26 protein-coding genes and 1 riboswitch are annotated in these 26,570 nt (G+C 62.9%); of the genes, 4 read left to right on the top strand and 22 right to left on the bottom strand.

All coding sequences use genetic code 11. From position 1 onward, the window contains the following. Positions 1-12: 12 nt before the first annotated feature. Both EKO19_RS12440 and EKO19_RS12435 read left to right on the top strand, forming a co-directional pair. Positions 13-561: an RNA polymerase sigma factor gene (locus EKO19_RS12440; RefSeq protein WP_157995231.1), complete on the top strand. Its 549-nt coding sequence runs from the start codon at positions 13-15 to the stop codon at positions 559-561. Continuing rightward, positions 558-1,535: a FecR family protein gene (locus EKO19_RS12435; protein WP_129776725.1), complete on the top strand. Its 978-nt coding sequence runs from the start codon at positions 558-560 to the stop codon at positions 1,533-1,535. The genes EKO19_RS12440 and EKO19_RS12435 overlap by 4 nt, the downstream gene beginning before the upstream one ends. A gap of 9 nt (positions 1,536-1,544) precedes the next feature. On the opposite strand, the gene EKO19_RS12430 is transcribed toward EKO19_RS12435, so the two are convergent. The 3 genes from EKO19_RS12430 to EKO19_RS12420 all read right to left on the bottom strand — a co-directional run bounded on the left by EKO19_RS12430 (position 1,545) and on the right by EKO19_RS12420 (position 3,371). Continuing rightward, complete coding sequence (locus EKO19_RS12430; protein ID WP_217705288.1) at positions 1,545-1,964, bottom strand: (deoxy)nucleoside triphosphate pyrophosphohydrolase; 420 nt, start codon at positions 1,962-1,964, stop codon at positions 1,545-1,547. Positions 1,965-2,265: 301 nt separating this feature from the next. Next, complete coding sequence (locus EKO19_RS12425; RefSeq protein ID WP_217705287.1) at positions 2,266-2,886, bottom strand: class I SAM-dependent DNA methyltransferase; 621 nt, start codon at positions 2,884-2,886, stop codon at positions 2,266-2,268. An 11-nt stretch (positions 2,887-2,897) separates the two neighbouring features. Next, a complete protein-coding gene (locus tag EKO19_RS12420) occupies positions 2,898-3,371 on the bottom strand; it encodes a T6SS immunity protein Tdi1 domain-containing protein (protein WP_129776724.1) in 474 nt (157 codons plus the stop codon). 112 nt (positions 3,372-3,483) lie between these two features. Between EKO19_RS12420 and EKO19_RS12415 the strand changes: the two genes are divergently transcribed. Next, complete coding sequence (locus tag EKO19_RS12415) at positions 3,484-3,897, top strand: YybH family protein (protein ID WP_129776723.1); 414 nt, start codon at positions 3,484-3,486, stop codon at positions 3,895-3,897. Position 3,898: 1 nt separating this feature from the next. Here EKO19_RS12415 and EKO19_RS12410 read toward each other — a convergent pair whose 3' ends face one another. The 6 genes from EKO19_RS12410 to EKO19_RS12385 all read right to left on the bottom strand — a co-directional run bounded on the left by EKO19_RS12410 (position 3,899) and on the right by EKO19_RS12385 (position 10,169). After that, complete coding sequence (locus EKO19_RS12410) at positions 3,899-4,624, bottom strand: sterol desaturase family protein (RefSeq protein WP_129776722.1); 726 nt, start codon at positions 4,622-4,624, stop codon at positions 3,899-3,901. 174 nt (positions 4,625-4,798) lie between these two features. Continuing rightward, the gene (locus tag EKO19_RS12405; protein ID WP_129776721.1) at positions 4,799-5,125 is read right to left on the bottom strand and encodes a type II toxin-antitoxin system RelE/ParE family toxin; all 327 of its coding nucleotides are present in this window, start codon (positions 5,123-5,125) and stop codon (positions 4,799-4,801) included. Then, positions 5,122-5,355, bottom strand: a complete 234-nt coding sequence (locus tag EKO19_RS12400; RefSeq protein WP_129776720.1) for an addiction module protein — start codon at positions 5,353-5,355, stop codon at positions 5,122-5,124. Before EKO19_RS12400 ends, EKO19_RS12405 begins: the two co-directional genes overlap by 4 nt. 154 nt (positions 5,356-5,509) lie before the next feature. After that, positions 5,510-6,184 (bottom strand): hypothetical protein, encoded by a 675-nt coding sequence (locus EKO19_RS12395; protein WP_129776719.1) that lies wholly within the window; start codon positions 6,182-6,184, stop codon positions 5,510-5,512. Positions 6,185-6,319: 135 nt separating this feature from the next. Then, positions 6,320-9,070, bottom strand: coding sequence for a preprotein translocase subunit SecA (gene secA / locus EKO19_RS12390; protein WP_129776718.1), 2,751 nt, complete (start codon positions 9,068-9,070; stop codon positions 6,320-6,322). Positions 9,071-9,248: 178 nt separating this feature from the next. After that, positions 9,249-10,169, bottom strand: coding sequence for a M23 family metallopeptidase (locus EKO19_RS12385; RefSeq protein WP_129776717.1), 921 nt, complete (start codon positions 10,167-10,169; stop codon positions 9,249-9,251). Between the two features lie 249 nt (positions 10,170-10,418). Further along, positions 10,419-10,522: riboswitch (cyclic di-GMP riboswitch) on the bottom strand. Positions 10,523-10,589: 67 nt separating this feature from the next. On the opposite strand from EKO19_RS12385, the gene EKO19_RS12380 reads away from it, so the two are divergent. Further along, on the top strand, positions 10,590-10,904 hold the full coding sequence (locus EKO19_RS12380; RefSeq protein ID WP_129776716.1) for a DciA family protein: 315 nt from the start codon (positions 10,590-10,592) through the stop codon (positions 10,902-10,904). 107 nt (positions 10,905-11,011) lie between these two features. Here the strand turns inward: EKO19_RS12380 and lpxC are convergent, their stop codons facing one another. The 13 genes from lpxC to EKO19_RS12315 form a co-directional block, all read right to left on the bottom strand. Then, on the bottom strand, positions 11,012-11,929 hold the full coding sequence (lpxC, locus tag EKO19_RS12375; protein ID WP_129776715.1) for a UDP-3-O-acyl-N-acetylglucosamine deacetylase: 918 nt from the start codon (positions 11,927-11,929) through the stop codon (positions 11,012-11,014). 232 nt (positions 11,930-12,161) lie between these two features. Then, positions 12,162-13,346: a cell division protein FtsZ gene (gene ftsZ, locus EKO19_RS12370; RefSeq protein WP_129776714.1), complete on the bottom strand. Its 1,185-nt coding sequence runs from the start codon at positions 13,344-13,346 to the stop codon at positions 12,162-12,164. Between the two features lie 136 nt (positions 13,347-13,482). Then, positions 13,483-14,718, bottom strand: coding sequence for a cell division protein FtsA (gene ftsA, locus EKO19_RS12365; protein ID WP_129776713.1), 1,236 nt, complete (start codon positions 14,716-14,718; stop codon positions 13,483-13,485). Beyond that, positions 14,711-15,532 (bottom strand): cell division protein FtsQ/DivIB, encoded by an 822-nt coding sequence (locus EKO19_RS12360; RefSeq protein WP_129776712.1) that lies wholly within the window; start codon positions 15,530-15,532, stop codon positions 14,711-14,713. The genes ftsA and EKO19_RS12360 overlap by 8 nt, the downstream gene beginning before the upstream one ends. Further along, a complete protein-coding gene (locus EKO19_RS12355; protein ID WP_129776711.1) occupies positions 15,529-16,503 on the bottom strand; it encodes a D-alanine--D-alanine ligase in 975 nt (324 codons plus the stop codon). The genes EKO19_RS12360 and EKO19_RS12355 overlap by 4 nt, the downstream gene beginning before the upstream one ends. After that, the gene (gene murB, locus EKO19_RS12350; RefSeq protein WP_246038883.1) at positions 16,496-17,398 is read right to left on the bottom strand and encodes a UDP-N-acetylmuramate dehydrogenase; all 903 of its coding nucleotides are present in this window, start codon (positions 17,396-17,398) and stop codon (positions 16,496-16,498) included. The genes EKO19_RS12355 and murB overlap by 8 nt, the downstream gene beginning before the upstream one ends. Beyond that, positions 17,395-18,828: a UDP-N-acetylmuramate--L-alanine ligase gene (gene murC / locus EKO19_RS12345; RefSeq protein WP_129776710.1), complete on the bottom strand. Its 1,434-nt coding sequence runs from the start codon at positions 18,826-18,828 to the stop codon at positions 17,395-17,397. The genes murB and murC overlap by 4 nt, the downstream gene beginning before the upstream one ends. Beyond that, positions 18,825-19,913: an undecaprenyldiphospho-muramoylpentapeptide beta-N-acetylglucosaminyltransferase gene (gene murG, locus EKO19_RS12340; protein ID WP_129776709.1), complete on the bottom strand. Its 1,089-nt coding sequence runs from the start codon at positions 19,911-19,913 to the stop codon at positions 18,825-18,827. Before murG ends, murC begins: the two co-directional genes overlap by 4 nt. After that, positions 19,910-21,112, bottom strand: coding sequence for a putative lipid II flippase FtsW (gene ftsW, locus EKO19_RS12335; RefSeq protein WP_217705285.1), 1,203 nt, complete (start codon positions 21,110-21,112; stop codon positions 19,910-19,912). The genes murG and ftsW overlap by 4 nt, the downstream gene beginning before the upstream one ends. 64 nt (positions 21,113-21,176) lie before the next feature. Further along, complete coding sequence (gene murD / locus EKO19_RS12330; protein WP_129776708.1) at positions 21,177-22,514, bottom strand: UDP-N-acetylmuramoyl-L-alanine--D-glutamate ligase; 1,338 nt, start codon at positions 22,512-22,514, stop codon at positions 21,177-21,179. A 4-nt stretch (positions 22,515-22,518) separates the two neighbouring features. After that, entirely contained in the window at positions 22,519-23,601 is a 1,083-nt protein-coding gene (gene mraY, locus EKO19_RS12325) for a phospho-N-acetylmuramoyl-pentapeptide-transferase (protein ID WP_129776707.1), read from the bottom strand. 16 nt (positions 23,602-23,617) lie between these two features. Next, positions 23,618-25,006 (bottom strand): UDP-N-acetylmuramoyl-tripeptide--D-alanyl-D-alanine ligase, encoded by a 1,389-nt coding sequence (locus EKO19_RS12320; RefSeq protein WP_129776706.1) that lies wholly within the window; start codon positions 25,004-25,006, stop codon positions 23,618-23,620. Further along, the gene (locus tag EKO19_RS12315) at positions 25,003-26,547 is read right to left on the bottom strand and encodes a UDP-N-acetylmuramoyl-L-alanyl-D-glutamate--2,6-diaminopimelate ligase (RefSeq protein WP_129776705.1); all 1,545 of its coding nucleotides are present in this window, start codon (positions 26,545-26,547) and stop codon (positions 25,003-25,005) included. Before EKO19_RS12315 ends, EKO19_RS12320 begins: the two co-directional genes overlap by 4 nt. Positions 26,548-26,570 lie beyond the last annotated feature (23 nt).

Below are 26,570 nucleotides of genomic sequence, written 5' to 3'. Positions count from 1 at the left end.
GGACCACCAGCAGTGGCCGGCGTTTCCCTCGACAGCATCGCACCCGACTCCAATGAAAGCGCACGGCTGAAACAGCTGTATGAGCGCTATTGGAACGATTTGTGCCGTCACATCCGCGCCACGTTCGGCGCCGGGCCGCCCGATCCCCAGGATGTTGCTCAGTCAGCGTTCGCACGCTACCTGTCGATCGACGATCAGCAAGCCGTCGAGAACCCACGCGCGTTCTTGTATACCACCGCGCGCAACATCGCTCTGGACATCACGCGTCATCGCAAGCACGCGAACCGCCATTCGCTCAGCGTCTCGCAGGATGAAGGCGCTCACACCATCGACGAGTTCTCGCCCGAGCGCATCGCGCTGGCGCAGGAACGCGCGGCCGCGTTGTCGACGGTGATCGAGAGCTTGCCGAAGCGGCAACGACAGGCGCTGCTGCTGAATCGGCTGCACGATCTTTCCTACAGCGAGATTGCCGAACGCATCGGCTCGTCGAAGTCCGACGTGCGCCGCCAGATCGTGCGCGCGCTCGAAACCATCGAAGCGGCATTGGAAGCCTACGAATGAGCGGCGACGCCAAAAGAATCAAGGGCGAGTGCCGCGAATGGCTGGCACTGATGCAATCGGGCGAAGCCAGCGAAGCCGATCGCGCTCGATTCACGGCCTGGCTACGCGCCGATCCCCGGCATCAGCGGGCTTACGATGGACTGCACCTGCTGTGGCGGGATATCGCCACGCTGAATCAGCTCAAGGAATTGGAACCCGTGCCGCCGCCGCGTCCCGCTCAACGCCCGGCAGTGAAGGTAACGCGTCGACTGCTGCCGCTCGCCGCGGCCGCGACGATTGCCGGCCTCGCATTGGCGTTGTTCTTGACCCAGCCACAGCCGATCCAACCGCCGGTCACGACCGTGTCGGTCGTGCAGACCCAGGAATATCAAACGAAACTGGGTGAAGTGCGTGCGATTCAACTTTCGGATGGCAGCACCGTCACGCTAGGTGCGCGCTCTCGCGTCACCGTGAACTTCACGGACAGCGAGCGTCGAGTGCAGCTCGAGCGGGGCGAAGCGTACTTCGATGTCGCCAAGAATGCGGCTCGTCCGTTCCATGTCGCCGCGCCGGGCACCGCGGTTCGAGTCCTCGGCACGCGGTTCGACATGCGCGTCGGCGACAGTCATGTTCGCGTGGCCGTCGACGAAGGCGTCGTCGCGGTCAACAATCGATCGTCGGCCCTCACCCGCGGTCAACGCATCGACGTGATGCCCGACGGCGCGATGACTCCAGTGACCGAAGTGGATGGCAGCGAAGTCGCAGCCTGGCGGGAAGGCCGCCTGGTCTATGACGGCGCGACGCTCGCTGACGTCGTTGCGGATCTGTCGCGCTATCGACCCAATGTAACGTTGAGCTCTGCGGAAGCCGGCAAACTCCGAGTCACCGCCGGCTTGCGCGTCGAGCAGATCGATCAGTTCGTCGATCGCCTGCCCGATATTCTGCCAGTGCGGGTCATTCGTACCGACGACGCGATCACCATCGACGCCGGCTGATCGATCGCCTCAGGGGCGCGCCTGTCGCAGCGCCGGAATCATCGGACGGTCCGCTTCCAGCAAACCCACCGTTTCGAGCTCGTCGAGCGTCACCCATTGCAGCGGCTGACCCTCCACCGACCTCGCCTCGCCGGTGTACAGCGACACCAGCCAGAGATCGAGCAGCACCTGCCGATCGGTATAGCCATGTTCATAGGCGATCACCGGCGTCGCATCCAGCACTTCGATCCCCAGCTCTTCCCGCAGCTCCCGCTTCAACCCCGCCAGTGGCGGCTCGTCGGGCTCCAGCTTGCCGCCCGGGAATTCCCAGCCACCCGCCATGTGCTTGCCAGGCGGCCGCTGCGCTATGAGAACGCGCCCCTGTCCGTCGAACAGGGCGCCGGCGACGACATGAATCATGATCTGGAATTCTCCTGCTTGCCGGCGCATGTTACCTCTTCGTATATGACAGCGGGCAGAGGGCATTGAGCCCCTGCCCGCCGACGCTGCATCAGCTGCGCAGATCGAACCGATCCAATGTCAGCGCTGAGTGATCTTGCGATACGCCGGATCTTCCTTGAGCGCGAGGTCGGTCGTGAGCATGATCGGCGCGTTTCGCTTCGTCGGCTCATGCGCGTCCAGCACCAGATTCGCCGCGGCGGGATCCGAAGGAATCCATTGCGTGGCGCCACCCGCAGCGAGGCGGTCGCAAGGCTAGAGATCCAATCGATCAGGGGCCAATGTGTATTTGCTATCCCACCGATCGGTATTGCGCGAGCCATACCGTGTGGCGTCCGCAGTCGGGGTCCTCGACTGTGTTTGCTATGACGCTGAAGCCATGCGCCTCGAGCAGCTCTCGATATTCCTCGATCGACAGACTCGCGTGATACAGAGGCTCGCCGTGAAATGAGCCTATCGCCACGCGGTGATCGGGGCCTGTCGTGAAGAGCAGCGGCGCGCCGTTGTTCGCGTGCTGTTTGAAGATTGGAAACATCGCTCGCTGATGGTCGTGGGACAGGTGGAAGAAGCTGTCCCATGCAATGAGCGCGTCATACGTTTTACGCAACGACAGCGTGCGCATGTCGGCGACGATCCATTCGTTGCTCGGGAAGCGAGCACGGCATTTTTCGATGAGCGCTGACGAGGAGTCGACGCCTGTGACTGCGTAGCCGCGCTCGAGCAGATATTTCGCGATGGGCTGTCCGGAGCCGCAGCCGATATCGAGTATCGACGCCCCCGGTTCGAGCAGCGCCGTGAATCGATCCATCCACGCCCGCTCAGTCACCAGTTCCGGGCGACGGTCGCGATCCCACGCATCGGCGTGGCGCTGATACAGGCCGACGATGGCCTCTGGATTTTCTGTGTCGGTCACTTTTATATCGGTTACTGGAGGTCGATACGGACTTGGGCTCCGTCCGGAAGATCGCGCAGCTGACGATGAACGTCGCCAGTGATACGAAAATGTTCGGCGGCCGGCACCGGATTGAGATTACACACCTCATACTTTCCTTCCTGAAAGACAGGCAGGGTCGCATAGGTATAGCACTGGTCGGCTCGTAGCTCCTTGCCTGCCGTTTTCAGCGCCTCGATCAGATGAGGCATGAACCATTCGTCGGCCCGTTCGGTCTTTAGCAACTCGAGGAACTCCTCGCGTGAGGCCGCGACGCGCGTTATCTCAGCCGTACCCGTATTGAGCCAATAGATTTCCGGCCCGCTCTGTTGAAAGAACACATCGCCCAGCGTGCTTCCCATCACGGGCTCAAATATCTCCGGCAAACGCCAAGCCCACGCCGCGCGCAACTCGGCGAGCGCCGCATCGCTCGGCAGGAAGGTCAGATCGTTCCATGTGATCTTCATGTTGAGCCACCCCCGGCAAAACCACACAGCGTGGCCATGCTATACCACCTACAATCGGAACTCGAAGCGTCAACTCGGGCTTACTGAACATTCACTCGACCGGGAGCGAAGCATGGCCAATCAATCGTTCGAAGCGTTCCTGGAACAGCAACGCCAGCGCGTCGCCGCCGCCTTCGTCAATGGCGATCCGGGCCCGCTGAAGGAAATCTCCACCTCCACGGACCCGGCCACGTTCTTCGGCCCCAGCGGCCATGTCGAGCACGGCTCCGCCCAGGTACTCGCAGGCAACGAAAAGGCCTCTCGACAATTTCAACGCGGCGGCACGACCGAGCTGCAAGTCTTTCACAGCGGCAGGGATGGCGATCTCGGCTACTGGGCCGGCCTGCAACACGCAACCGTCCGCCTCCAGGGCAAGCCCGAGGCGGTGCCGATGACGCTACGTGTGACAGAAATATTCCGGCGCGAGAACGGCGAGAGGAAGCTCATGCATCGTCATGCCGATGCGCTGGCGGAGGACAAGGGCTGATTCAACCGTCGACATCCTTCAACAGCAACATCTCCTTAACCCGATACTCCGCTTCGGGTGGGAAACCACATTCGATGACCCGCTCCTTCGGGTTCTCAAACGTGCCGAACAGCAGGTCCCAGATCGGCATTCCGTAGTTTTGCGCGTGGAAGTTGCGCTTGTGATGCACCCGATGCATCTCGGGCCGTTGCACGAGGACGCCAAGCCACCGCGGCGTCCGCAGGTCCATGTGGATGAAGAGGTTGTCGAGTGCCGCGTACAACAATCCCCACGCAGCCGCCGTCGCGTCGAGTCCGAAGATCAGATAGGCGCAGAGCGCATTGATCAGGGCCGCGGCGACAGTGTCGAACGGATGCAGATAGAACGACGTCAGCGATTCGATGCGGGAAGGGCTGTGATGCAGCTGGTGAAAGACACGCCACAGAATATCGAATCGATGCGTGGCCCGATGCCACCAGTAGGCGACCAGGCTCGCCACCACAAATGAAATAAATCCCGTAATCGGCGCCGGCAGACTCGCCGGCAAACTAAACAAAGCGTGCGCGCGGAAGAAGTCATTAAACAAAATGCCCGCGCCGAGGGCCGCGGCTACCTGAGCAAGACTCAGCGCCGCGGCGTAGAACTGCCAGCGCTTATCACAATTCGCCCCGGAAGCAGGCGCGATCACCTCTCGCGTGAAGATAACGGAAAAGACGGCGATGACGATGAAGTAAAGGACCACGCTCATGTATCAGGCTCCGGCTGGACGTCGGCGCACTCGCCGAGCAGCGCGGCAATTGTATCAAGGTCCCGACAGCCCGCCATCGATCGTGGCGAGATCAAATCTTTCACGCCACTGAGAAACCATCGAAAGTCTTGGAACGAGCGTTTCAACAACCAGCCAGACGTTTCCGCGGAAACGTCACACTGGCATCAAATCGACAATTCCTCCGCGATCGTGAACGCGAGGCGCCCAGTATCGCGGCCGGCGCCGACAATGAGCGACCGCGACTACTCGAATGACGTTCGCGTCGTGCCGGAATATGAGCGCGTATGGAAACCGGCGCAGCGGGATGCGGCGATGAACGTCGTCGAGCATTTCTCCAAGATAGGGTAATTTGGTAAGCACGGCAATGACGCGCTCGACCTCCAGCATGAAGTCGTGGCCGAGGCCGCGAACGTCACTTTCGTAGATGGCCGCGGCGTCCAGCAGTTCGTCCGCGGCATCTGGAAAGAACTCGACTTTCATCTTTTGAGGCGCGCGCGGGCACGCTCGAAAACTTGCTCGGCGGGAATTGTTTTCATCAGTCCGGCATCGAACTCAGCGCTGCGCCGCTGGATCTCCTGCAGCCATGCGCGGTCGGCATCCATGTCTCCCGGACCGTCGAGCTCTTCCAACAACGTTCGCAACAATCGTTCCTGCGCCGGGCGTTCCAATTTGCGAATTTCCCGCTCAATCTCCGAAATGGACCTTGTCATAAACGTACCGGGGTCAGCTCCAGATGCGGTGAGTGTACCCCCGGCACTTCACGGTCAAATAGGTTTTAAACAGGAATTCTTCGCCCTCGCGAAGCAGCGGATCCGCGCGCGGTGGCACGTAGCGCGCTCCGCGAGATATCGCGAAGCAGAACGACTACGGAGACTCTTTCAAACTCCGCGGCGGGTGATAGTAGTCGTTCAAACGTTTCCTGACCGTCCGCAGCTTCGCCAGGACCGCGGGTTCTTTCGGGCTCTTCGCGCGAGCGAGTGCAAGTATTTCCTCGCCGCTGTCCACCAACCACTTGGGCGGAAGATCCGCGCTCGGTGACCAGGTGCTGGCGCTGGGCCAACCGACGCCTCGGAGATTGGTTCGGAACCGGTAGTTGGTACCGTCGAGGCCGGTGGGTGAGTGTCGGGTGAAGCGTGCTTCGAGGATGTTGTTCGCCCAGATGTCGTAAACGACTTCGGCGAACTGCTTGCTGACCTCGAGCTGCTGCATCTCGACGTGCTGAAAGTCCACGGCCGATTTCGGGTGCATCAGCCGCCAGCTGCTCAGCACATACTTGCCATCCTCCAGGCGGATCTGCCATTCGAAGGCCGGCTCCAACGAGGGATATCGGCCGAACTCAGCGAGACAACGCGAGCAACGCCGGTCGGCGATCCCGGCGCCGTCGGGAAGGAGGCGGTCGGAGGTGCCGGCGATGGTTTCATCGCGCTGCTGAGTGACATCCGGCTCGTAGGCAGTCGCGATGCCCGGCAGCGCGAGACAAAGAACAACCAGCCCGGAGCGGATGTTCATGCGGACCGATGATCCGTTCTTCTTCGACATGAGCGCTGTCCCTATCATCGAGAAGACCCTCCCCAGGGTCGACCGCTGCGATCATATCTTTTCGCGCACAAATAAAAACGCGCCGGGTGGCGAACCCGGCGCGTTTTGCTTTCGAACGGTGCGCGGCGAGTGGCGTCAGCCCTGTCCGGCCAGCGCTCCGTGGCAATGTTTGAACTTCTTCCCGGAGCCGCACGGACACAGCTCGTTGCGACCGACCTTCTTCGTCTCACGAACGAATTGCGCGACCGGATCAGCCCCTTCCGCCGCCATCGGTTGCGCCTCTGCGGCCGGGGCCGTCGGGGCGGTGAGCTGCTCGGGGGCGGCGTGCTGGAACTGCATGGCGCGGGCGAGACGAGCCTGACGCTCCTGCTCTTCGCGCTCCTCGCGGTCGATGTCGGCCTGAGTGCGCAGTTGCATGCGGGAGAGCATCGAGACGGTGTCGTGCTTGATGCGATCGAGCATGGCGGTGAACAGCTCGAAGGCTTCGCGCTTGTACTCCTGCTTGGGATTCTTCTGCGCGTAGCTGCGCAGGTGAATGCCCTGGCGGAGATAGTCCATGGCAGCAAGATGCTCGCGCCAGTGCGAGTCCAGCTGCTGGAGCATGATGGCCTTTTCGATGTGACGGACGACCGGGGCGCCGTACAGCTCCACCTTGGCCTCGTACGCCTGGTCGATGACCTGGTGGACGCGCTTGCGCAGGCCCTCTTCGACCAGGTTCTTGTCTTCTTCCAGCCAGGCCTTCGGATCGACGCTGACCGCGAAGTCCTTCTCGACGGCCTGCTTCAAGCCCTCGACGTCCCACTGTTCCTCCAGGCTGCCCGGCGACACATAACGGTCGATCAAGGCATTGACCGTTTCGTGGCGGATGCCGGCGATGGCGTCGCCCACTTCCTCGGCGGCCATGAGATCGGTGCGCTGGTTGTAGATGACCTTGCGCTGATCGTTGGCGACGTCGTCGTATTCGAGCAGGTTCTTGCGAGCGTCGAAGTTGTGGGCTTCGACCTTGCGCTGGGCGCGCTCGATCTGTTTCGAGAGCATGCGGCTCTCGATCACTTCGCCTTCCTTCATGCCGGCGGTCTGCAGCCAGCGTTTGACGCGCTCGGGGTCGCCGAAGATGCGCATCAGATTGTCTTCGAGCGACAGATAGAAACGGCTCGAGCCCGCGTCGCCCTGACGGCCGGAACGGCCGCGCAGCTGGTTGTCGATACGGCGGGACTCGTGACGTTCGGTGCCGACGATGTGCAAGCCGCCGGCGGCGAGCACCGCCTCGTGACGCTGCTTCCACTCCTCGCGCACACGGGCCTTGGTCGCGTCGTCGACTTCGCCCATGCCCTGCAATTCAACTTCCAGATTGCCGCCGAGCACGATGTCGGTACCGCGGCCGGCCATGTTGGTGGCGATGGTCACGGCGCCGGGGCGGCCGGCCTGCGCGACGATCATGGCCTCGCGCTCGTGCTGTTTGGCATTCAGCACCTGGTGCGGAATCTTTTCTTTTTCCAGCAGCTGCGACAGCAGCTCGGAGGTTTCGATGGACGTGGTACCGACCAGCGCCGGCTGGCCGCGCGCCACGCAGTCGCGGATGTCCTCGATGATGGCTTCGAACTTGTCCTTCTGCGTGAGATACACGAAGTCGGGATGATCCTTGCGGATCATGGGCTTGTTGGTGGGGATGACCACCACTTCCAGGCCGTAGATGGACTGGAATTCGAACGCTTCGGTATCGGCCGTACCGGTCATGCCGGCCAGCTTCGAATACATGCGGAAGTAGTTCTGGAAGGTGATGGACGCGACCGTCTGGTTCTCTTCGCGAACCCGCACGCGCTCCTTCGCTTCGATGGCCTGATGCAGACCATCCGACCAGCGACGGCCCGGCATGGTGCGGCCGGTGAACTCGTCGACGATGACCACTTCGCCGTTGCGAACGATGTATTCGACATCGCGGTGATACAGCGCGTGAGCGCGCAGCGCCGCGTTCAAGTGATGCATGATGCGGATGTTGGCCGCGTCGTACAGGCTCTCGCCCGGCTGCAACAGGCCGGCTTCGGCGATCAGCTGCTCGGCGTGCTCGTGGCCGGCATCGGACAGATGTACCTGGCGCGACTTTTCATCGGCCCAGTAGTCGCCTTCGCTCTCCTCGCCTTCCTGACGCTTCAGTTTCGGCGCCAGCTCGTTGATGCGCAGATAGAGCTCGGTGCTCTCTTCGGCGGGACCGGAAATGATCAGCGGCGTGCGGGCTTCGTCGATCAGGATCGAGTCCACTTCGTCGACGATGGCGTAGGCGAGACCCCGCTGCACACGATCCTCGAGACGGAACGCGAGATTGTCGCGCAGGTAGTCGAAACCGAATTCGTTGTTGGTGCCGTAGGTGATGTCGCAGGCGTAGGCGGCGCGCTTCTCATCCGAGCTCTGGCCGCTCTTGATCACGCCGACCGTCAGGCCGAGGAACCGATAGACCCGGCCCATCCAGTCCGCGTCGCGCGAGGCCAGGTATTCGTTGACCGTCACCACGTGCACGCCCTTGGCGGGCAGCGCATTCAAGTACGCGCCCAGGGTGGCCATCAGCGTCTTGCCTTCGCCGGTGCGCATCTCGGCGATCTTGCCCTGGTGCAGAACCGTGCCGCCGATGACCTGCACATCGAAGTGCCGCATGCCGAGCACCCGGCGCGCCGCCTCTCGCGTGGCCGCGAAGGCCTGCGGGGCGATGTCGTCCAGGGTCTTGCCCTGGGCCAGCAACTGGCGGAACTCCGCCGTCTTGGCCTGCAACTGCTCGTCGGACAGCGCCTTGAAGGATTCCTCCAGGGCATTGGTCTTGTCGACGATTTTGGTAAAACCGCTCAGAAGCCGCTGATTGCGACTGCCGAACAGCTGGGTCAGCCAATTCGCCACGCTGAAACTCCGGGGATGGGGCCGCCAGGGCCCGCAAAGCCTGTTGGGAAAAGCCCGTTATTGTACACGCGCGCCCGGCGACTCTAATTACGGTCTCGCCAGCTGAACGCGGGCTTTGGCCGGACCGCCCGGTTGGCTGGGGGCGGCGATCGCGAAAACAAGCGGAATGAGTGCTTTTTTACCGACGCACGAATGTCATCGGATCCACGGCACGGCCCTGCTTGAGCACCTCGAAATGCAGGTGCGGGCCGGTGGAGCGGCCGGTCGAACCGATCAGCGCGATCGGCTGGCCTTTCTGGACGGTATCGCCGACCTGCACCAGGGCCTTGGAGTTGTGGCCGTAGCGCGTGACATAGCCGTTGCCGTGATTGATCTCGACCGTGCGGCCGTAGCCGAAGCGATCCTTGGAATAGGTGACCACGCCGGAGGCGACCGCCAGGACCTGCGAGCCGGCCGGGCCGGCGAAGTCGATGCCCTGGTGATAGGCATTGCGACCGGTGAACGGATCGGCGCGATAGCCGAAGTGCGAAGAAATCCAGCCCTGTAACACCGGGCGGCCATTCGGGACCACCTCACGACTCATGTTGCGTGTGGAAATCATGCTCTCCAGCACGCTCAGCTGTCGCTCGCGATCGCGGATCTGGTTGGTCAGGTCATCGAGCATCGCGGTCAGCTCGGGCGCGGCGACGGTGGCGCCCTCCAGCAGGCCTTCGGGACCGCCGACGGCGGGCTCGCTATCGAAATTGAATTCGCCCTTGTCGAGATTGGCCATCTCGGTGAGCCGGCGGCCCAGGGCATCGAGGCGGATCACATGGGCATTCATCTGGCCGACGCGGCTGGTCAGCGCATCGAGCCGTTCCTGCAGATCGCGCCGGGCATTGGCGACTTCGAGGCGTTGCTGCTCGAGTTTCGCGCCCCACTCCGTGACCTGCGCGGCCGGGTCCAGCAACAGGCCGCCGCGACCGAGCTGGACGCCCGCGAACAGCACGCCGGCCAGCACGAACACCACGCTCGCAATCGTCACCGTCATCGCCAAGGGGCGGCCAAGCTCGAATTGGCGAGCCTTGCCGAAGCGCTTGGAGAACACGATGACGTTCATTTGATCACTACCTTCTCTCTTTCGCGCCCTAAACGGCCAGCTTCCACTGGCGGCACGACAATACGTTCACACCCGCCTTGAACCGGCGCGCTTTCAGCGACAAGGTTCGCGACGACAAACGGGCCAGACTTCTCCGGTCGAAAGCGGCCAAGGCCCTTTCGACAAGGCCGTCAAAAGGCGTGACTTTTGCCAGCCTTCGGCCCGAGCAGAACTGCGGTGGACGTAGAACCGAATGTTCGAGTTGTACATCCTGGCAACCCCGCTATCGTGGCGCGACCCGCTGCATGCGTGCCTGCTGCCGTAGACCGGTGGCTTTGCGTCCCCGCCTTTCGACGGGTTTGCCCTTAACAGTGGTCGGAATATGCATAACGAAGCGTCAAAAGATCAAGCGTCCAGCGCCCAGATTGGTGCTTTCAGCGTATGACTGATCGGTTCAAACCGCTGAGCGGGACCGTTGGCCCGTTATTCGCGCAACTCGAGCAGCGCGTGGCGGCGCACGTCGAACTGACCGAGCGAGTCCGTGCTGCGCTCACGGGACCAGAAAAAGATCATGTGGTGTCAGCGAGTTGCCGTGACGACACTCTGGTCGTGCTGGCCGACTCGGCAGCCTGGTGCCCGCAGATTCGTTATGCGCAAACGCAATTACTGGAACTGTTAAATGGTTGCGGTGAGAGCAAGGTCACAAAACTAAAAGTTCGCGTCGGCAGGAAGCCGCGCGCCCCGAATCAGCAGTAACGGCAGATTTACGCGCTGACCATCGCCGCGGGTTAGCTGGTTCCTGCAGGGGAATCCGCCGTCGACGGCGGCATGCGTACGCTGTTCAATAACAGCGACATCCGTGGCTACGCGCTGACCATCGCGGCAGCTGGCACGTACGATATCGGGCTGTCTTTTACATTGTCGAAAGTGACCGGCTCCCACGCGTTCGGCGAGTCGATCAGCTTGCGGACCAGCTGATTGTTGAGCGCGTGGCCGGATTTGTGGCCGCTGAATTCGCCGATCAGGCTCTTGCCGAGCAGGTACAGATCGCCGATCGCGTCCAGGATTTTGTGTTTGACGAACTCGTCCTCGTAGCGCAGGCCGTCTTCGTTCAACACGCGGTACTCGTCCAGCACGATGGCGTTGTCCAGGGTGCCGCCGAGCGCCAGGTTCTTGGAGCGCATGTATTCCAGATCGCGCATGAAGCCGAAGGTCCGTGCGCGGCTGATCTCTTTCAGATAGGACGTCGTGGAGAAATCCATCGACGCGGTCTGCGAACGCTTTTTGAAGACCGGGTGATTGAACTCGATCTCCATGTTGACCTTGAAGCCGTTATACGGCTCGAAGCGGGCCCACTTGTCGCCATCGCGCACTTCCAGCGGCGCGAGCACTCGGACGAAACGTTTCGGCGCGGCCTGCTCTTCGATGCCGGCCGACTGCAACAGGAACACGAACGGGCCGGCGCTGCCGTCCATGATCGGGACCTCTTCGGCCGACAGGTCCACATAGGCGTTGTCCAGCCCGAGACCGGCAAATGCCGACAACAGATGCTCGACCGTGTTGACCCGGACCGGGCCATTGAACAGGGACGTGCCCAGCATGGTATCGCCGACATTTTCGGCATACGCGCGCACGTCCACCGGCTCGTTCAGGTCGGTGCGACGGAACACAACGCCGGTGTCCACCGGCGCCGGACGCAGCACCATCAGCACTTTTTTCCCGGAGTGAAGGCCCACGCCGGTCGCGCGGATGGTGTTCTTTAAGGTTCGTTGTCGCAACATGAGGGGTTCCAAGCGGCGCAGACCCTAACACTGCCGGCAAGTGAACGGCAAGCCTCTGACTTGCCGTTACTTTTGCTTACATTGAAAAGGCACTCACCGCGTCCTGATGAATCGACTTGCTAGCGTACGGCGAAGTTCCAGGGGCACCATGCATGTTCCCTATGTAACCCATAGAGATTGCCGCCCGGACCCGCCGCCCACCGGCAGTCGCGGTTCATCAGTCCGTTACACCTCAATCGGCCTGCCGGCGCAGAAACGCCGGAATATCCAGCATCGACGTATCTTCAGCCGTCAACCCGTCGCCCACCGCGCGGCGAGCCTGGCCCGCTTGCGGGTCGCGCTGGTTACGGATGTAGGTCGGCACGTGCAGATCGTCCAGCGTCGGCACGTTGCCACGACGGCCGCCAGCAATGGCGGTCATGCGGCGCGTGTCCTGCTGGGGAGCCTGCATTTGCGTACCCGGGCGACCGATGCCCGTGGCCACGACGGTCACGCGGATCTGCTCGCTCATTTCCGGATCGATCACGCAGCCCACGACCACGTTGGCGTCTTCGGAGGCGTACTGCTTGACCGTGTCGCCGACGATGCTGAATTCGCTGGTCCGCAGGTCCATGCCGGCGGTGACGTTGATCAGCAGGCCATGTGCGCCCTGCAGATTCACATCTTCCAGCAGCGGGCTGGAAACAGCGGCTTCAGCAGCTTCACGCGCGCGATGCTCACCGCGAGCGATGCCGGTGCCCATCATTGCCATGCCGGTCTCGGCCATCACGGTACGCACGTCGGCGAAGTCGACGTTGATCATGCCGGGACGGGTGATCAGCTCGGCGATGCCCTGCACCGCGCCCTGCAGCACCTGGTTGGCCGATTTGAACGCATCCAGCAAGGTCACATCGCCACCGAGCACCGTCAGCAACTTCTGGTTCGGGATGGTGATCAGCGAGTCGACGTGCTTGCTCAGCTCGGCGATGCCGCGCTCAGCGGAACCGTGACGCTTCCGGCCTTCCATCTCGAACGGCCGGGTCACCACCGCGACGGTGAGGATGCCCAGTTCCTTGGCGACCTGCGCCACGACGGGAGCCGCGCCCGTGCCGGTGCCACCGCCCATGCCGGCGGTGATGAACAGCATGTCCGAGCCTTCGATCATTTCGATGATGCGATCGCGATCTTCCATCGCGGCCTGACGGCCCACTTCCGGATCGGCGCCCGCGCCCAGGCCCTTGGTGATGTTGCAGCCGATCTGCAGACCGACTTTCACCTTGGAATGTTTCAACGCCTGCGCGTCGGTGTTGATGCAAATGAAATCCACGCCTTCGATACCGGCCTGGATCATGTGAGCGACCGCGTTGCCGCCGCCGCCGCCGACGCCAATCACTTTGATGACTGCGCCTTGGTTTTCTGTATCAGCTAGTACAAACATCGTTAGTCCCCTCAATGTCAGCGAGACAAAGCAAATTGCAACTCAACGTACGGCCGGTTCAGAGGCCCGCCGCACGCTCCATCTTCCCCACTCATCCCCTTCTTTTGGCCCTGTCCATGGCGTCGCGTCAGGTTCATCAGAAATTTCCTTGAAACCAGGCTTTCATGCGATCGAGCGTGCCGCGCACGTTGCCACCCAGCGGCAACTCGCGACGCCCGCGCAGATAATTCTCCCGGCCGTACAGCAACAGGCCGACGCCGGTCGAATGAATCGGATTGCTCACCACATCCACCAGTCCGGTGATGTGCTGTGGCACGCCGAGGCGTACCGGCATGTGAAACACTTCTTCGGCGAGCTCGACCGCGCCTTCCATCTTCGCGCTGCCGCCGGTGAGCACGACGCCCGCGGCGATCACTTCCTCGAAGCCGGAACGGCGCAGCTCTTCGCGCACCAGAGCAAACAACTCCTCGTAACGAGGCTCGACCACTTCGGCGAGCGTCTGTCTCGCCAGCCTTCGCGGCGGACGATCGCCCACGCTCGGCACTTCGATGGTCTCGTCCGAGTTCGCGAGCTGCGACAACGCGCAGGCGAACTTCATCTTGATCTCTTCGGCGTGATGCGTCGGCGTGCGCAAGCTCACGGCGATGTCGTTGGTCACTTGATCGCCCGCGATCGGAATCACGGCGGTGTGACGAATCGCGCCGCCCGAGAACACCGCGAGATCGGTCGTGCCGCCGCCGATGTCCACCAGGCACACGCCCAGTTCCTTCTCATCGTCGGCGAGCACCGAGTAGCTCGACGCCAACTGCTCGAGCACCACGTCCTCGACCTGCAAGCCGCAACGCTGCACGCACTTCACGATGTTCTGAGCCGCGCTGTCGGCACCCGTGACGATGTGGACCTTCGCTTCCAAGCGCACGCCCGACATGCCGATCGGCTCGCGGATGCCTTCCTGGCTGTCGATCAAGAACTCCTGCGGCAGGATGTGCAGGATCTTCTGATCGGCCGGAATTGCGACCGCGCGCGCCGCGTCGATCACGCGATCCACATCCTCGGAAGTCACTTCTTTATTCCGAATGGCGACGATGCCGTGCGAGTTCAGGCTGCGCACATGGCTGCCGGCGATACCGGCGTACACCGAATGAATCTCGCAGCCAGCCATCAGCTCGGCCTCTTCCACCGCGCGCTGAATGGACTGCACCGTCGATTCGATGTTAACGACGACGCCCCGTTTCAGTCCGCGCGAAGGATGCGAGCCCAAGCCCACCACTTCGATGCGACCCTCGTGATTGACCTCGCCGACGATCGCGACCACCTTGGAGGTGCCGATGTCGAGGCCCACGATCAAATTCCGGTCATTCTTCCTAGCCATCAGGACGTGCATCCTCGGCGCCGCGCGCGACTCGGGCTGGAGCGATCCAGCCGACAGAAAAGCCGTTGCTATAACGCAGATCTACATAACTGACTTCCGCCGCCCGAGCCGCCACCACCGGGCTCGCCACAGCGATGAATCTTTCCATGCGAGCCGGCACGTCCTGGCGACCAAGACGCACGATCACGCCATTGCCGAGCGTCAACTGCCACGCGCCGCGCGCGTCCAGCTCGACCTTGCTCAAGCGCATGCCTACGCCCAACAGGCGCGGATACGACTCCAAATAAAGCTTCGCGACCTGACCTTCCGTGCCCACCGGCCCCACCAGCTGCGGCAGCTCCTGCGGAATGTGTCGCGCATCCTTCAAAAACAATTCGCCTCGCGTATTCATCAAGCCCGACTCGCCCCAGCGAGCCGCCGCGACATGCTCAGTGATGAACACGCGCACACCATTCGGCCACTTTCGTTCGACGCGAGCGCGATCCACCCACGGAACGGTTTCCAACTGTTTGCGTAGCGCATCCAGGTTGACCGACAGAAAGCCCGCACCACGAAACCGCGCCACGACTTCTTCGACCTGCAACGGGGTGACGCGCTGAAATTGCCCGCCCACTTCCACCTTGCCAATCGGTCGATCGAACGACACCGCGAGGCCCCAGGCCATCACCGCGAGCCCCACGATCAACCCCGACACGCCGAGCACAGGACGCAAGCCACCCTCGGTCAACGACGTGACCATGGGCTTGAGCCGGGCGAACAGATCGAACTGATCGCCTTCAGCCTTGCGTCGATTGCGCTTGCGTGAGCCCATCATCTCGGCAGACTCGTCTCCAACACGCGCCACACCAGCTCATCGAACTCGATACCGAACGTCTTGGCCGACTTCGGCACCAGCGAATGACTGGTCATGCCCGGCGCGGTGTTCACTTCCAACAAATAAAATTTGCCGCTGGCGCGATCGCGCATCACATCGACCCGCCCCCAGCCGGAGCAACCGGCGGTGCGGAACGCTTCCAGCGCGAGCGCACGAATCTCGTCTTCAGCAGCACCTTGTAAACCCGGGCAGATGTACTGCGTGTCCTCGGCTTTGTACTTCGCGTGATAGTCGTAGTACTCGCCGGCCGGCACGATACGAATGCTCGGCAGCGCCGTGTCGCCAAGAACGGCAACCGTCAGCTCATCGCCGACGATCAACTGTTCCATCAGCATCTCGCCTTGATAGCGGGCGGCCAGATCCACCGCCTGCTGCAGATCCTGTTCTTTGAACACGCGACTCACGCCGACGCTCGAACCTTCGCACGCAGGCTTCACGATCACCGGGAGACCAAGGTGGTTGGCCGCCGTCGCTACGTCGCTGTTCCTGGCGAGACGCGCATATTTCGGCGTCGGCAAGCCGAGCGACAGCCACACCTGTTTGGTGCGGATCTTGTCCATCGACAGCGCCGAGCCCAACACATCGGAGCCGGTGTACGGCACGCCGAACGCGTCCAGCAACCCTTGCAGGATGCCGTCCTCACCGCCGCCGGCATGACCGTGCAGGATGTTGAATACGCGCTGGCAGCGTTTGTTCACCAACTCATCGACGAGCGCAGCGATGCCATCGACTTTGTAGGCATCGACGCCCTGACGCTTCAGCGCATCCAGACAGTTGCTGCCGCTATCCAGCGACACTTCACGCTCGCTCGACGTGCCGCCCATCAGCACGGCGACGCGACCGAAATCACGCGCATTACTGACGCGCTTCGGTGCAAGACTATTGGATTTTGGCTTGTTTGCTTCAGCCATGACTCACCTCGCCGACGATGCGCACCTCAGTGTTGAGTCGCACCCCCTGCTTTTGTTCCACCGTCTGTTGCACGTGACGGATCAATTGTTCGATATCGGTCGCCGTCGCCGTGCCGTCGTTGACGATGAAGTTCGCGTGCATCTCCGACACTCGCGCGCCGCCGATGCGAAACCCTTTCAGCCCGCAGCCTTCGATCAGGCGCGCGGCGTGATTGCCCGGCGGATTCGTGAACACCGAACCGCACGACCACTCTTGAATCGGCTGCGTCGCCTTGCGCCTGGCCATCAGTTGCCTGATGTCGTCGTCGCTGACGCCCGGACGCTGTTCGAATCTCAGCAACGCGCCGAGAAACCATTCGTCCTTCGGACCTGCAACGTGGCGGTAACCAATGTTGTACTCGGAAGCCGGACGCTCATGACGCACGCCGTGGCGATCGATGGTCGCGACGGCAACGACGTGCTGCCACGTCTCGCCACCGAACGCGCCCGCGTTCATCGCCAGCGCGCCGCCCAGCGTGCCGGGAATGCCCGCGAAAAATTCCGCCGGTCCCAGACCCCACTTGATGCATTGCTTGGCGAGCTTCGCGCACGCGACGCCACTGCCACACCACACCTCGTTGTCGTTGCGACGCTCCAGCTCATCGAAGATGCCGTGCGTCTCGATCACCGCGCCGCGAATGCCGCCGTCGCGAACCAGCAAGTTGCTGCCCAGGCCGATCCACATCACCGGCGTGCCGGGCTCCAGCCCTTGCAGGAAGCCGGACACATCGGTCACGTCGAGCGGCGAAAAGAACAAATCCGCCGGCCCGCCCACGTGCCACGACGTGTGCTTCGACATCGGCTCGCCGCGCTTCACTCGCGCTTCGAAATCGGGCGGCAGCGACAACGCGTTCACGGTTGCCTCCGCTCGGCCGACAGAGTCGTCAACGCCGCCGGCAATTCCGGCGCCAGGCTGCCGATGCTGCCGGCGCCCATCGTCACGATCACATCGCCATCGCGAGCGATCTGAATCAGCGCACGCGGCAATTCATCGATCTTCTCGACGTACACCGGCTCGACGCGGCCATGCGAACGCACCGCGCGACAGATCGCCTTGCCGTCGGCGCCTGCGATCGGCGTTTCACCGGCTGCATAAACTTCAGTAACGATCAGCGCGTCGGCATTCGCGGCGAGCACACGAGCAAAGTCGTCGAGCAGATCGCGCGTACGGCTGTAACGATGCGGCTGGAAGGCCAACAAGACGCGACGGTTCGGCCAGCCCTGTCGGACCGCTTCGAGCGTCGCCGCGAGCTCGGTCGGGTGATGACCGTAGTCGTCGATGATCGTGACCTTGCCCGCCGACGTCTGCACGTCGCCGTACTGCTGCAGGCGACGATCGACACCGTGGAACGATGCGAGCGCGTGTTGAATCGCGTTGTCGCTCACTTCCAATTCCTTGGCCACGGCAATCGCCGCCAGCGAATTGAGCACGTTGTGCCGTCCCGGCAGGTTCAACTTCACCGTCAGCTTGTGTGAAGACCCGGTGCGCTCCACATCGAAACGCGTCTGCACGCCTTCACGCTGGATATTCACAGCGCGCAGGTCAGCTTCCGGACTGTCGATACCGTAAGTCACGAACGGACGATTGATTCGCGGCAACAGGCTCTTCGCGATCGGATCGTCCGCGCACACGACCGCCAGGCCGTAGAACGGCAGGTTGTGCAGGAAGTCGATGAAGCTCTGCTTCAACCGTTCGAAGTCGCCGTCGTGCGTGCCGAGGTGATCGTTGTCCACGTTGGTGACGATCGAGATCATCGGCTGCAGATGCATGAACGACGCGTCGCTCTCGTCCGCTTCGGCGACCAGATACTTGCCGGCACCCAGGCGCGCGTTGCTGTCGGCGCTCTTCAAGCGCCCGCCGATCACGAACGTCGGATCGAGACCGCCTTCGGCGAGAATCGAGGCGACCATGCTGGTCGTCGTGGTCTTGCCGTGCGTGCCGGCGACCGCCACGGAATAGCGGAAGCGCATCAGCTCGCCCAACATCACCGCACGCTGCACGATGGGCAGACGCCGCGATTTCGCTTCGACGACCTCGGGGTTGTCCGGCTGCACGGCCGTCGAAACGACCAGCACGTCCGCCTTGCCGACGTTCTCCGCCGCATGACCGATCTTGATCTGCGCGCCCAGCTTCGCCAGCCGTTGCGTGACCCCGTTCGGTTTCAGGTCGCTGCCTTGAACGTGATAGCCCAGGTTCAACAGCACTTCGGCGATGCCGCCCATGCCGCTGCCGCCGATGCCCACGAAATGAATGCGATGAATGCGACGCATGCGGTCTTTCATCATGCGACACCTCCCGCGGCGGCCACGCATGCGTCCGCGAGACGCACGTCAGCATCCGTGATCGCAACCGAGCGGGCCCGCACGGCCATCGCTTTCAGCTGCTCACGTCCACCGCTCAGCAATTTGTTCAGCTCCTGCGCCAGCCGTTCCGGAGTGAGATCGCGCTCGGCGATCGAGATGCCCGCCGAAGCCTCGACCAGGAACTGCGCATTGAGCGTTTGATGATCGTCGACTGCCGCGGCGAACGGCACGAAGATCGCCGGCAAACCGGCGGCCGCGAGCTCCGACACGGTCATGGCGCCGGAACGGCACACGACCACATCGGCCCAGCTATACGCTTCCGCCATATCAGTAATGAAGGCGCGAACGTCGGCCTGCACGCCGTGCTTCTCATATGTTTCGCGCACGACCGGCAGATGACGCTCGCCGGCCTGATGAATCACAACAGGGCGAGCAGCCGCATCGATGGTCGCGAGCGCCGCCGGCACCGTCGCATTGAGCTTCATCGCGCCCTGGCTGCCACCGATGACGAGCAGACGGATCGGCCCTGTACGGTCGGCGTAACGCTGCGCGGGAGGCGCAATCGCCGCGATCTCACGTCGCACCGGATTGCCCACCTGCTCGGCTTGCGTGCCCGACGGGAAACTCTTTGGAAACGCTTCGAGCACCCGACGCGCCAGCTTGGCCAGCATCCGATTGGTCATGCCCGCGACCGCGTTCTGTTCGTGAATGACCAGCGGCCGACGCGTCAGCCACGCGGCGACACCACCGGGACCCGCGACAAAGCCACCGCAGCCGAGCACCACCACCGGGTTGCGCTTGCGGATGACCTGCAGGCTCTGCCAGATCGACTGCACGACCTTGAACGGCGCAAGTAACAACGTCGCCGCGCCTTTGCCACGCAGACCGCTCATCGAGATCCACTCGATTTCGATCTGCGCCGGCGGCACCAGCTTGGCCTCCAAGCCCTTCCGCGTGCCGAGCCACACGGGTTCGAAGCCGCGTTCGCGCAACACGCGAGCAGCCGCGAGCGCCGGAAACACGTGCCCACCCGTTCCGCCAGCCATGATCAGCACCGTGCGCTTCATTCGTCACTCTCCGCTCGCTCGCGGCGAGCAGGACGCGACACCGCGAGCCGACCCGATGTCTGTGCCTCGTGATGAATGCGCATGATGAAACCCAACCAGCCGAGCGTGACCATGATGCTCGAGCCGCCGTAAGACATGAGCGGCAAGGTCAGACCCTTGGTCGGCAGGATGCCCATGTTCACGCCGACGTTGATGAAAGTCTGAAACGCCAGCCAGATGCCGAACGCCGCCGCGCAGTACGCCTGAAACGCGAGGCCAGCTTCGGAGGCGAGGCGCGAGATATAAAAGCTGCGCCACACGAGCAGAATGAACAGCCCCAATGTGACGATGACGCCCACGAGGCCCAACTCCTCGGCGAGCACGGCGAACACGAAATCGGTGTGCGCTTCGGGCAGATAGAAAAGTTTCTGCACGCTGGAGCCGAGGCCGACGCCGAACAGCTCACCGCGACCGATGGCGATCAGCGACTGCGTCAGCTGGAAGCCGGAATTGAACGGATCGGCCCACGGGTCCATGAACGCGGTCAGACGCTTCAATCGATACGCCGACGTCACGGCGATCACCGCCATGCCGGCTGCCGCAATCGCGACCAGCGCGAAGAAGTGACGCAGCTTCACACCGGCGAGGAACAACACGCCGAGGCCCGTGGCCACCAGCACCGTCGCCGCGCCGAAATCGGGCTCCATGAGCAGCAGAGCAGCGGCGCCCATCAGCACGCCCAGCGGCTTAAGGAAGCCTTTCAGTTCTTCCTTCAACTCGCCTTGCTTCCGGACCACGTAGCTGCACAGATATATGAGTAGCAGCACGCGCGTCAGCTCCGACGCCTGGAAGTTCATGATGCCCGCGCGCAACCAGCGGCGGCTGCCGTTCACTTCATGACCGATGCCTGGGATCAACACCAGCACCAGGAAAATGAACGCGACCAGCAGCAGCGGCATGGCCAGCTTTTCCCAGACGACGCTGGGAATGCTCATCATGATCAGGGCGCCGAGCACACCGAAGCCCACGCCATACAGCTGACGGACCAGGAAGAACAACGGATCCTGCTGTTGCTTGTCGGCGATGCTGATGGACGCGGACGTCATCATCACCAGCCCGAGCAACAGGATGCCGCTGACCGCCATCAGCAATATCGGGTCGAACGCGAAGCGTCGCGGCCGGCCGTTCGAGCGCGCGAAAGTCAGGCTTGCTGCACTCATGACAGCAACCCCCACGCGCCGCCGGCCTGCACCAAACATCGGATTGGCATGCATGTGGCTGCGTTCATGCTTGCAGCCCTCTCACCGCCGCGGCGAACACGTCGCCCCGGTGTCCGTAATCCCGGAACATGTCGAGGCTCGCGCACGCAGGCGACAGCAACACCGTCTCGCCCGGACGCGCCGCGTTCGCAGCGAGCCGCACGGCCTCATTCATATCTTTGGCGAACTCAGTCGTCGCGACGCCCCGTAAGGTCTCATCCAGCGCCTGCGCATCCTGACCGAGCAGCACGACGTGCCGCACTTTGCCTCGGAACGCCTGGGCGAGCGGCGCGAAGTCCTGACCCTTGCCCTGGCCGCCGGCGATCAACACCAGCGAACCCGGCATGCCGGCGACAGCGGCCAGCGTCGCGCCGACATTCGTGCCCTTCGAGTCCTCGACGAAGCGCACACCCTTCACATCCGCAACCCACTGCGAACGATGCGGCAGTCCAGGGAAATCACGCAGTGCCTGCAGACACGGCGCGCGTGAGAGGCCCAGCGCATCACACATCGCCAGCGATGCCAGCGCGTTCGCCGCGTTATGCAGACCACGGATCTTCAACTCCGACATCGCGATCATCCGCTCGCGAGCGTGCATCAGGATCACGTCATCGCCTTGATGCTGAACGTAGTAATCGGCCGCCGGATCCGCCTGCAGGCTGAATCCAAGCACGCGCGACGACTGGTAATGCATGGTGCGAACCGCGACGTCGTCCATGTTCACGATGGCGGCTTCGCAGCGCTGGAAGATGCGTTCCTTGGCGGCGGCGTACTCTTCGATCGTCGCGTAACGATCCATGTGATCCGGCGTCACATTTAATACGGTCGCAGCCGCGGCCCGAAGCGACAACGTGGTCTCGAGCTGGAAGCTCGACAGCTCCAGGACGTACAACTCGGGCACGGGATCATCGAGCAAGTCGAGCGCCGGCCGCCCCAGATTGCCGCCTGCGATGGCCCGCCGACCCGCGGCGTTCGCCATGAGGCCAACGAGTGTCGTGACCGTGCTCTTGCCGTTCGTCCCCGTGATCGCCGCGATCGGCGCCTTGGCCTCGCGCACGAACAGCTCGATGTCGCCGATGATCGGAATGCCCCGCACGGCGGCACTCATCAGGAAGGGCTCTTTCAACGACACGCCCGGCGACGCCACGATCTGCGACGCGCCGTCCAGCAACGCTTCATCGAAACCGCCGAAGCGCACTTCCGCCGCCGGCGCGAGCTTTTTGAGCGCCGCAGCTTCCGGCGGCGCGGCCCGGCTGTCGGTCACAGCGAAACTCAAGCCGCGCGATTGCAAATAACGCGCGCACGACATCCCCGTTCGGCCGAGGCCGACGACGATGGAACGTCCACGCTGTTGCTGCATCATGGCCTTAGCGCACCTTCAACGTCGCCAGCCCGATCAGCACCAGGATCACGCTGATGATCCAGAAGCGCACGATGACCTTGGGCTCGGCCCAGCCTTTGAGCTCGAAATGATGATGGATGGGCGCCATGCGGAAGATGCGCTTGCCGGTGAGCTTGAACGACGCCACCTGCAACATCACCGACACGGTCTCCATCACGAACACGCCGCCCATGATGAACAGGACGATCTCCTGTTTGACGATGACGGCGACGACGCCTAGTGCCGCACCGAGCGCGAGGGCACCAATGTCGCCCATGAACACTTGCGCGGGATAGGTGTTGAACCAGAGAAAGCCGAGACCCGCGCCGACCAGCGTCGCGCAGAACACCAGTATTTCACCGGTGCCCTCGATGAAAGGAATGCCGAGATAGTTCGAGAACACTGCATTGCCTGTCGCATAGGCGAACACCCCCAAGGCCCCACCCACCAGAACCGCCGGCATGATGGCCAGGCCATCCAGACCGTCGGTGAGATTCACCGCGTTGCTGGTGCCGACCACGACGAAATACGTGAGCGCGATGTACCAGATGCCCAACGGAATGATCACTTGCTTGAACAGCGGCACATACAACGAGGTTTCGGCCGGTGTCTTCGCGGTCATGTACAAGGCGATCGCGCACCCCAGGCCCGCCACCGACTGCCAGAAATATTTGTAGCGCGCGATCAGGCCGCGACTGTTGCCGACCACCAGCTTCAGATAATCGTCCCAGAAACCGATCAGGCCGAACGCCAGCGTCACCAGCAGCGCGACCCACACGAAGCGGTTGCTCAAGTCCGCCCACAGCAGGGTGCTGAACGTCATCGCGACCAGGATCAGCAAGCCACCCATGGTCGGCGTGCCCGCCTTCGGCAAATGGGTCTTCGGACCGTCGTCGCGCACGCGCTGACCGATCTGGTTCAGCTGCAGCTTGTTGATCATCCACGGGCCGATGATGAAAGAGATCAACAGCGCCGTGAGCGCCGCGAGAATCGCGCGCAGCGTCAGGTACTGGAAGACGCGGAATGCGCCTTCCAGTAGGGCGAGCTGTTTGGTGAAGTACAGCAGCATTTAAGTAGTTGTTCTCTTAATGATGACCGTCGGTGCTGCCAGGCGCGGGCGGCGTCGCGGACAACGCCGCCGACACGCGCTCCAACCGATTCGCACGCGACCCTTTAATAAGTACTGCGACGCCCGGGGTCAGCGACGCCTTGGCGTCGCGAATCAACGCGTCGATATCGGCGAACCATTGGCCGCCGCGACCGAACGCTTCCACCGAGAAGCGCGAGCCTTCGCCGATGGCGAGCAGCCGCTCGATGCCGGCCTGCCGCGCATAGCGACCGACTTCGGCATGCAGCTCGTTGCTCGCATCGCCCAGTTCTTTCATTTCGCCCAACACCAGCCAGCGCGAGCCGGCGAAGCTTTTCATCGCATCGAGCCCCGCCTTGAGCGAGCTCGGGTTGGCGTTATAGGAGTCGTCGATGATGAATGCGCCGTTGATGGCGGGCTTCAACTCGAGCCGGCCCGCCACGGTCTTCATCGCCGCGAGACCTTTGACGATCTGTTCGATCGGCGTGCCAGCCGCGCAGGCAGCAGCGGCCGCGCCCAACGCATTGCGCAGGTTGTGAAGACCGGCGAGCGGCACTGTCGCCGCAACCGTTCCATCGGGCGTCACCAGATCGAAGTCGATGCGGAACCCCGCAGGCGCGTTGACCTCGCGAACCTTGTGGGCCATGAAATCCGCCGGCTGTTCGAAGCCAAATGTCAGGATGCGATCGGCGACGCTCATGTCCCGCCACTGGCTCGCATACTTGTCGTCGGCATTGATGACGGCGACGCCTTCGAACGGCAGCGCCTGAAACATTTCGCCCTTGCCGTTCGCGACGCCCTGCAAGCTGCCGAACCCTTCCAGGTGCGCGGCGCCTGCATTGGTCACGATGCCGACCGTCGGCTCCGCCAGCGAGGCGAGGTGGGCAATTTCACCGATGTGATTCGCGCCCATCTCGATGACCGCGTACTTATGTTCCTCGGTCAGCTCGAGCAGCGTCAGCGGCACGCCGATGTGATTGTTCAAATTGCCCCGGGTCACGAGCGTCGGACCGAGCTGCGACAGGATCGAGCCGATCAATTCCTTGGTCGTGGTCTTGCCGTTGCTGCCGGTCACGCCGACCACAGGAATATGAAACTGGCGACGCCACTCGCGCGCGAAAGCGGACAACGCCGCCAGCGGATCGGCGACGACGATCTGCGGCACGTCGACCGGCAGCTCCTTCGATACCAGCGCGGCAGCCGCGCCGTTCTGAGCCGCGGTCGCGACGAAATCGTGACCGTCGAACGACGGACCGGTGAGCGCGACGAACAGCGCGCCCGGCTTGATCGTTCGCGTGTCGGTGGAGACGCTGGTGAACTCTCGATCGGTGCCGACCACTCGACCTTGCGAGTAGCGCGCGATCTCACTCGGCTTCCAGGCAATCATGACTGCCTCCCAAGCGCTTGCAGCGCCTGTTCGCGATCGCTGAACGAACGACGTTCGGCGCCCACGATCTGATAGTCCTCGTGCCCTTTGCCGGCGATCAGCACAACGTCGGTAGCCGCGCTTTCGGCAATCGCGCGATGGATCGCAGCGGCGCGATCGCGCTCGACGATCGCGGCGTCGGGACGAGTTAGACCTTTGAGGATGTCGGCGACGATCGTGTCACCGTTCTCGGTGCGCGGGTTGTCGTCGGTGATGACGATTCGATCGGCGAGACGCTCGGCGATCGCGCCCATCAAGGGACGCTTGCCCGCGTCACGGTCACCGCCGCAACCGAACACACAAACCAATTTGCCAGTGCGATGCTTGCGCACGGCCTGCAATGCCTTTTCCAATGCGTCCGGCGTGTGCGCGTAGTCGACGATGGCGAGCGGCCGGTTCGGCGCCGTGATCGTCTCCATGCGACCCGGCGGCGGACCGCACTTTTCGAGCGCAGCGATCGCGTCTTGCAGCGACGCGCCACTGGTCAGCAACGTCGCCAGCACCGCCAGCAAGTTCTCGACGTTGAAGTCGCCGACGAACTGCGAACGCAGCGTCGCCGCCCCCCAGCTGCCATCGAACTCGATGTCCAGGCCATTCGGCGCGGCGGTCACGCGGCGCGCGAACAAGCGCTTCACTTCGCCCTTGTCGCTGCGCCAACGCGGATCGAGCTGAATGTCACCCGCCCGGCTGAGCACCACCAGACAGGTGTGGGCAACCCGGGTCGCGATCTCGCGGCCGAACGGATCGTCCACATTCACGATGGAATAGCGCAGCGACGGCCAGCGAAACAGATGTGCCTTGGCTTCGCCGTACGCTTCGAGCGTGCCGTGATAGTCGAGATGATCGCGAGTGAGGTTGGTGAAGACCGCAGTGTCGAACCGCACAGCGTTGACGCGATGCTGATGGAGCGCATGCGAGGACACTTCCATGCCGAGGCAACGCACACCCTCATCGCGGAGTTCGGCGATCTGCCGATGCACCGTGATGACATCCGGCGTCGTCAGCGAACCCGAATGCAGCGCGCCGACCCGGCCGTAACCGAGCGTGCCGGCGTAACCGGAAGTCACATTCAGCTGTTGCAAGGCGGCGGCAATGACATGCGCCGTAGTGGTTTTGCCATTGGTGCCGGTGACACCGATGACACGCACGCGCGCCGACGGCGCTTCGAAGAACCAATCCGCGATGGCCCCCAGCCAGGCCGTCAGACGGGGAATGCCGATCAGCGACACATCCTCGGGCAAGCGCGGCGGAATCACTCCATCCACCGGCTCCCAAAGAATGGCGGCAGCGCCAGCACTCACCGCTTGGGCTGCGAAGCCGATGCCATGAGTCCGCGTGCCCGGCAGCGCGACGAACGCAGCACCCGGCGTCACCGCGCGACTGTCGAGTGTGAGATCGGTGATCTCCAGATCGGGCGGCACGAAATCGACGGACGACACGCCGCTGTCCGCGAGCAGCTCTCGCAGATTCTTGGTGCGGACGTTGTCAACCCGGCTGTTCATGGTGATCTTTGCGGCGGCATTCC

The organism is Peristeroidobacter soli, from assembly GCF_004138485.1.
In the GTDB taxonomy this organism is placed as follows: Bacteria; Pseudomonadota; Gammaproteobacteria; order Steroidobacterales; family Steroidobacteraceae; genus Steroidobacter; species Steroidobacter soli.
Note: the sequence above shows the minus strand (reverse complement) of the source record. Positions and strands in the feature narration are given on the sequence as shown.

What these genes read in the sequence shown, in the direction of transcription:
- EKO19_RS12435 (WP_129776725.1), top strand. Translation starts at nt 558, where the DNA reads ATGAGCGGCGACGCCAAAAGAATCAAGGGCGAGTGCCGCGAATGGCTG.
- EKO19_RS12430 (WP_217705288.1), bottom strand. Translation starts at nt 1,964, where the DNA reads ATGCGCCGGCAAGCAGGAGAATTCCAGATCATGATTCATGTCGTCGCC.
- EKO19_RS12420 (WP_129776724.1), bottom strand. Translation starts at nt 3,371, where the DNA reads ATGAAGATCACATGGAACGATCTGACCTTCCTGCCGAGCGATGCGGCG.
- EKO19_RS12415 (WP_129776723.1), top strand. Translation starts at nt 3,484, where the DNA reads ATGGCCAATCAATCGTTCGAAGCGTTCCTGGAACAGCAACGCCAGCGC.
- EKO19_RS12410 (WP_129776722.1), bottom strand. Translation starts at nt 4,624, where the DNA reads ATGAGCGTGGTCCTTTACTTCATCGTCATCGCCGTCTTTTCCGTTATC.
- EKO19_RS12405 (WP_129776721.1), bottom strand. Translation starts at nt 5,125, where the DNA reads ATGAAAGTCGAGTTCTTTCCAGATGCCGCGGACGAACTGCTGGACGCC.
- EKO19_RS12400 (WP_129776720.1), bottom strand. Translation starts at nt 5,355, where the DNA reads ATGACAAGGTCCATTTCGGAGATTGAGCGGGAAATTCGCAAATTGGAA.
- EKO19_RS12395 (WP_129776719.1), bottom strand. Translation starts at nt 6,184, where the DNA reads ATGTCGAAGAAGAACGGATCATCGGTCCGCATGAACATCCGCTCCGGG.
- EKO19_RS12385 (WP_129776717.1), bottom strand. Translation starts at nt 10,169, where the DNA reads ATGAACGTCATCGTGTTCTCCAAGCGCTTCGGCAAGGCTCGCCAATTC.
- EKO19_RS12380 (WP_129776716.1), top strand. Translation starts at nt 10,590, where the DNA reads ATGACTGATCGGTTCAAACCGCTGAGCGGGACCGTTGGCCCGTTATTC.
- lpxC (WP_129776715.1), bottom strand. Translation starts at nt 11,929, where the DNA reads ATGTTGCGACAACGAACCTTAAAGAACACCATCCGCGCGACCGGCGTG.
- ftsZ (WP_129776714.1), bottom strand. Translation starts at nt 13,346, where the DNA reads ATGTTTGTACTAGCTGATACAGAAAACCAAGGCGCAGTCATCAAAGTG.
- ftsA (WP_129776713.1), bottom strand. Translation starts at nt 14,718, where the DNA reads ATGGCTAGGAAGAATGACCGGAATTTGATCGTGGGCCTCGACATCGGC.
- EKO19_RS12360 (WP_129776712.1), bottom strand. Translation starts at nt 15,532, where the DNA reads ATGATGGGCTCACGCAAGCGCAATCGACGCAAGGCTGAAGGCGATCAG.
- EKO19_RS12355 (WP_129776711.1), bottom strand. Translation starts at nt 16,503, where the DNA reads ATGGCTGAAGCAAACAAGCCAAAATCCAATAGTCTTGCACCGAAGCGC.
- murC (WP_129776710.1), bottom strand. Translation starts at nt 18,828, where the DNA reads ATGATGAAAGACCGCATGCGTCGCATTCATCGCATTCATTTCGTGGGC.
- murG (WP_129776709.1), bottom strand. Translation starts at nt 19,913, where the DNA reads ATGAAGCGCACGGTGCTGATCATGGCTGGCGGAACGGGTGGGCACGTG.
- ftsW (WP_217705285.1), bottom strand. Translation starts at nt 21,112, where the DNA reads ATGAGTGCAGCAAGCCTGACTTTCGCGCGCTCGAACGGCCGGCCGCGA.
- murD (WP_129776708.1), bottom strand. Translation starts at nt 22,514, where the DNA reads ATGATGCAGCAACAGCGTGGACGTTCCATCGTCGTCGGCCTCGGCCGA.
- mraY (WP_129776707.1), bottom strand. Translation starts at nt 23,601, where the DNA reads ATGCTGCTGTACTTCACCAAACAGCTCGCCCTACTGGAAGGCGCATTC.
- EKO19_RS12320 (WP_129776706.1), bottom strand. Translation starts at nt 25,006, where the DNA reads ATGATTGCCTGGAAGCCGAGTGAGATCGCGCGCTACTCGCAAGGTCGA.
- EKO19_RS12315 (WP_129776705.1), bottom strand. Translation starts at nt 26,547, where the DNA reads ATGAACAGCCGGGTTGACAACGTCCGCACCAAGAATCTGCGAGAGCTG.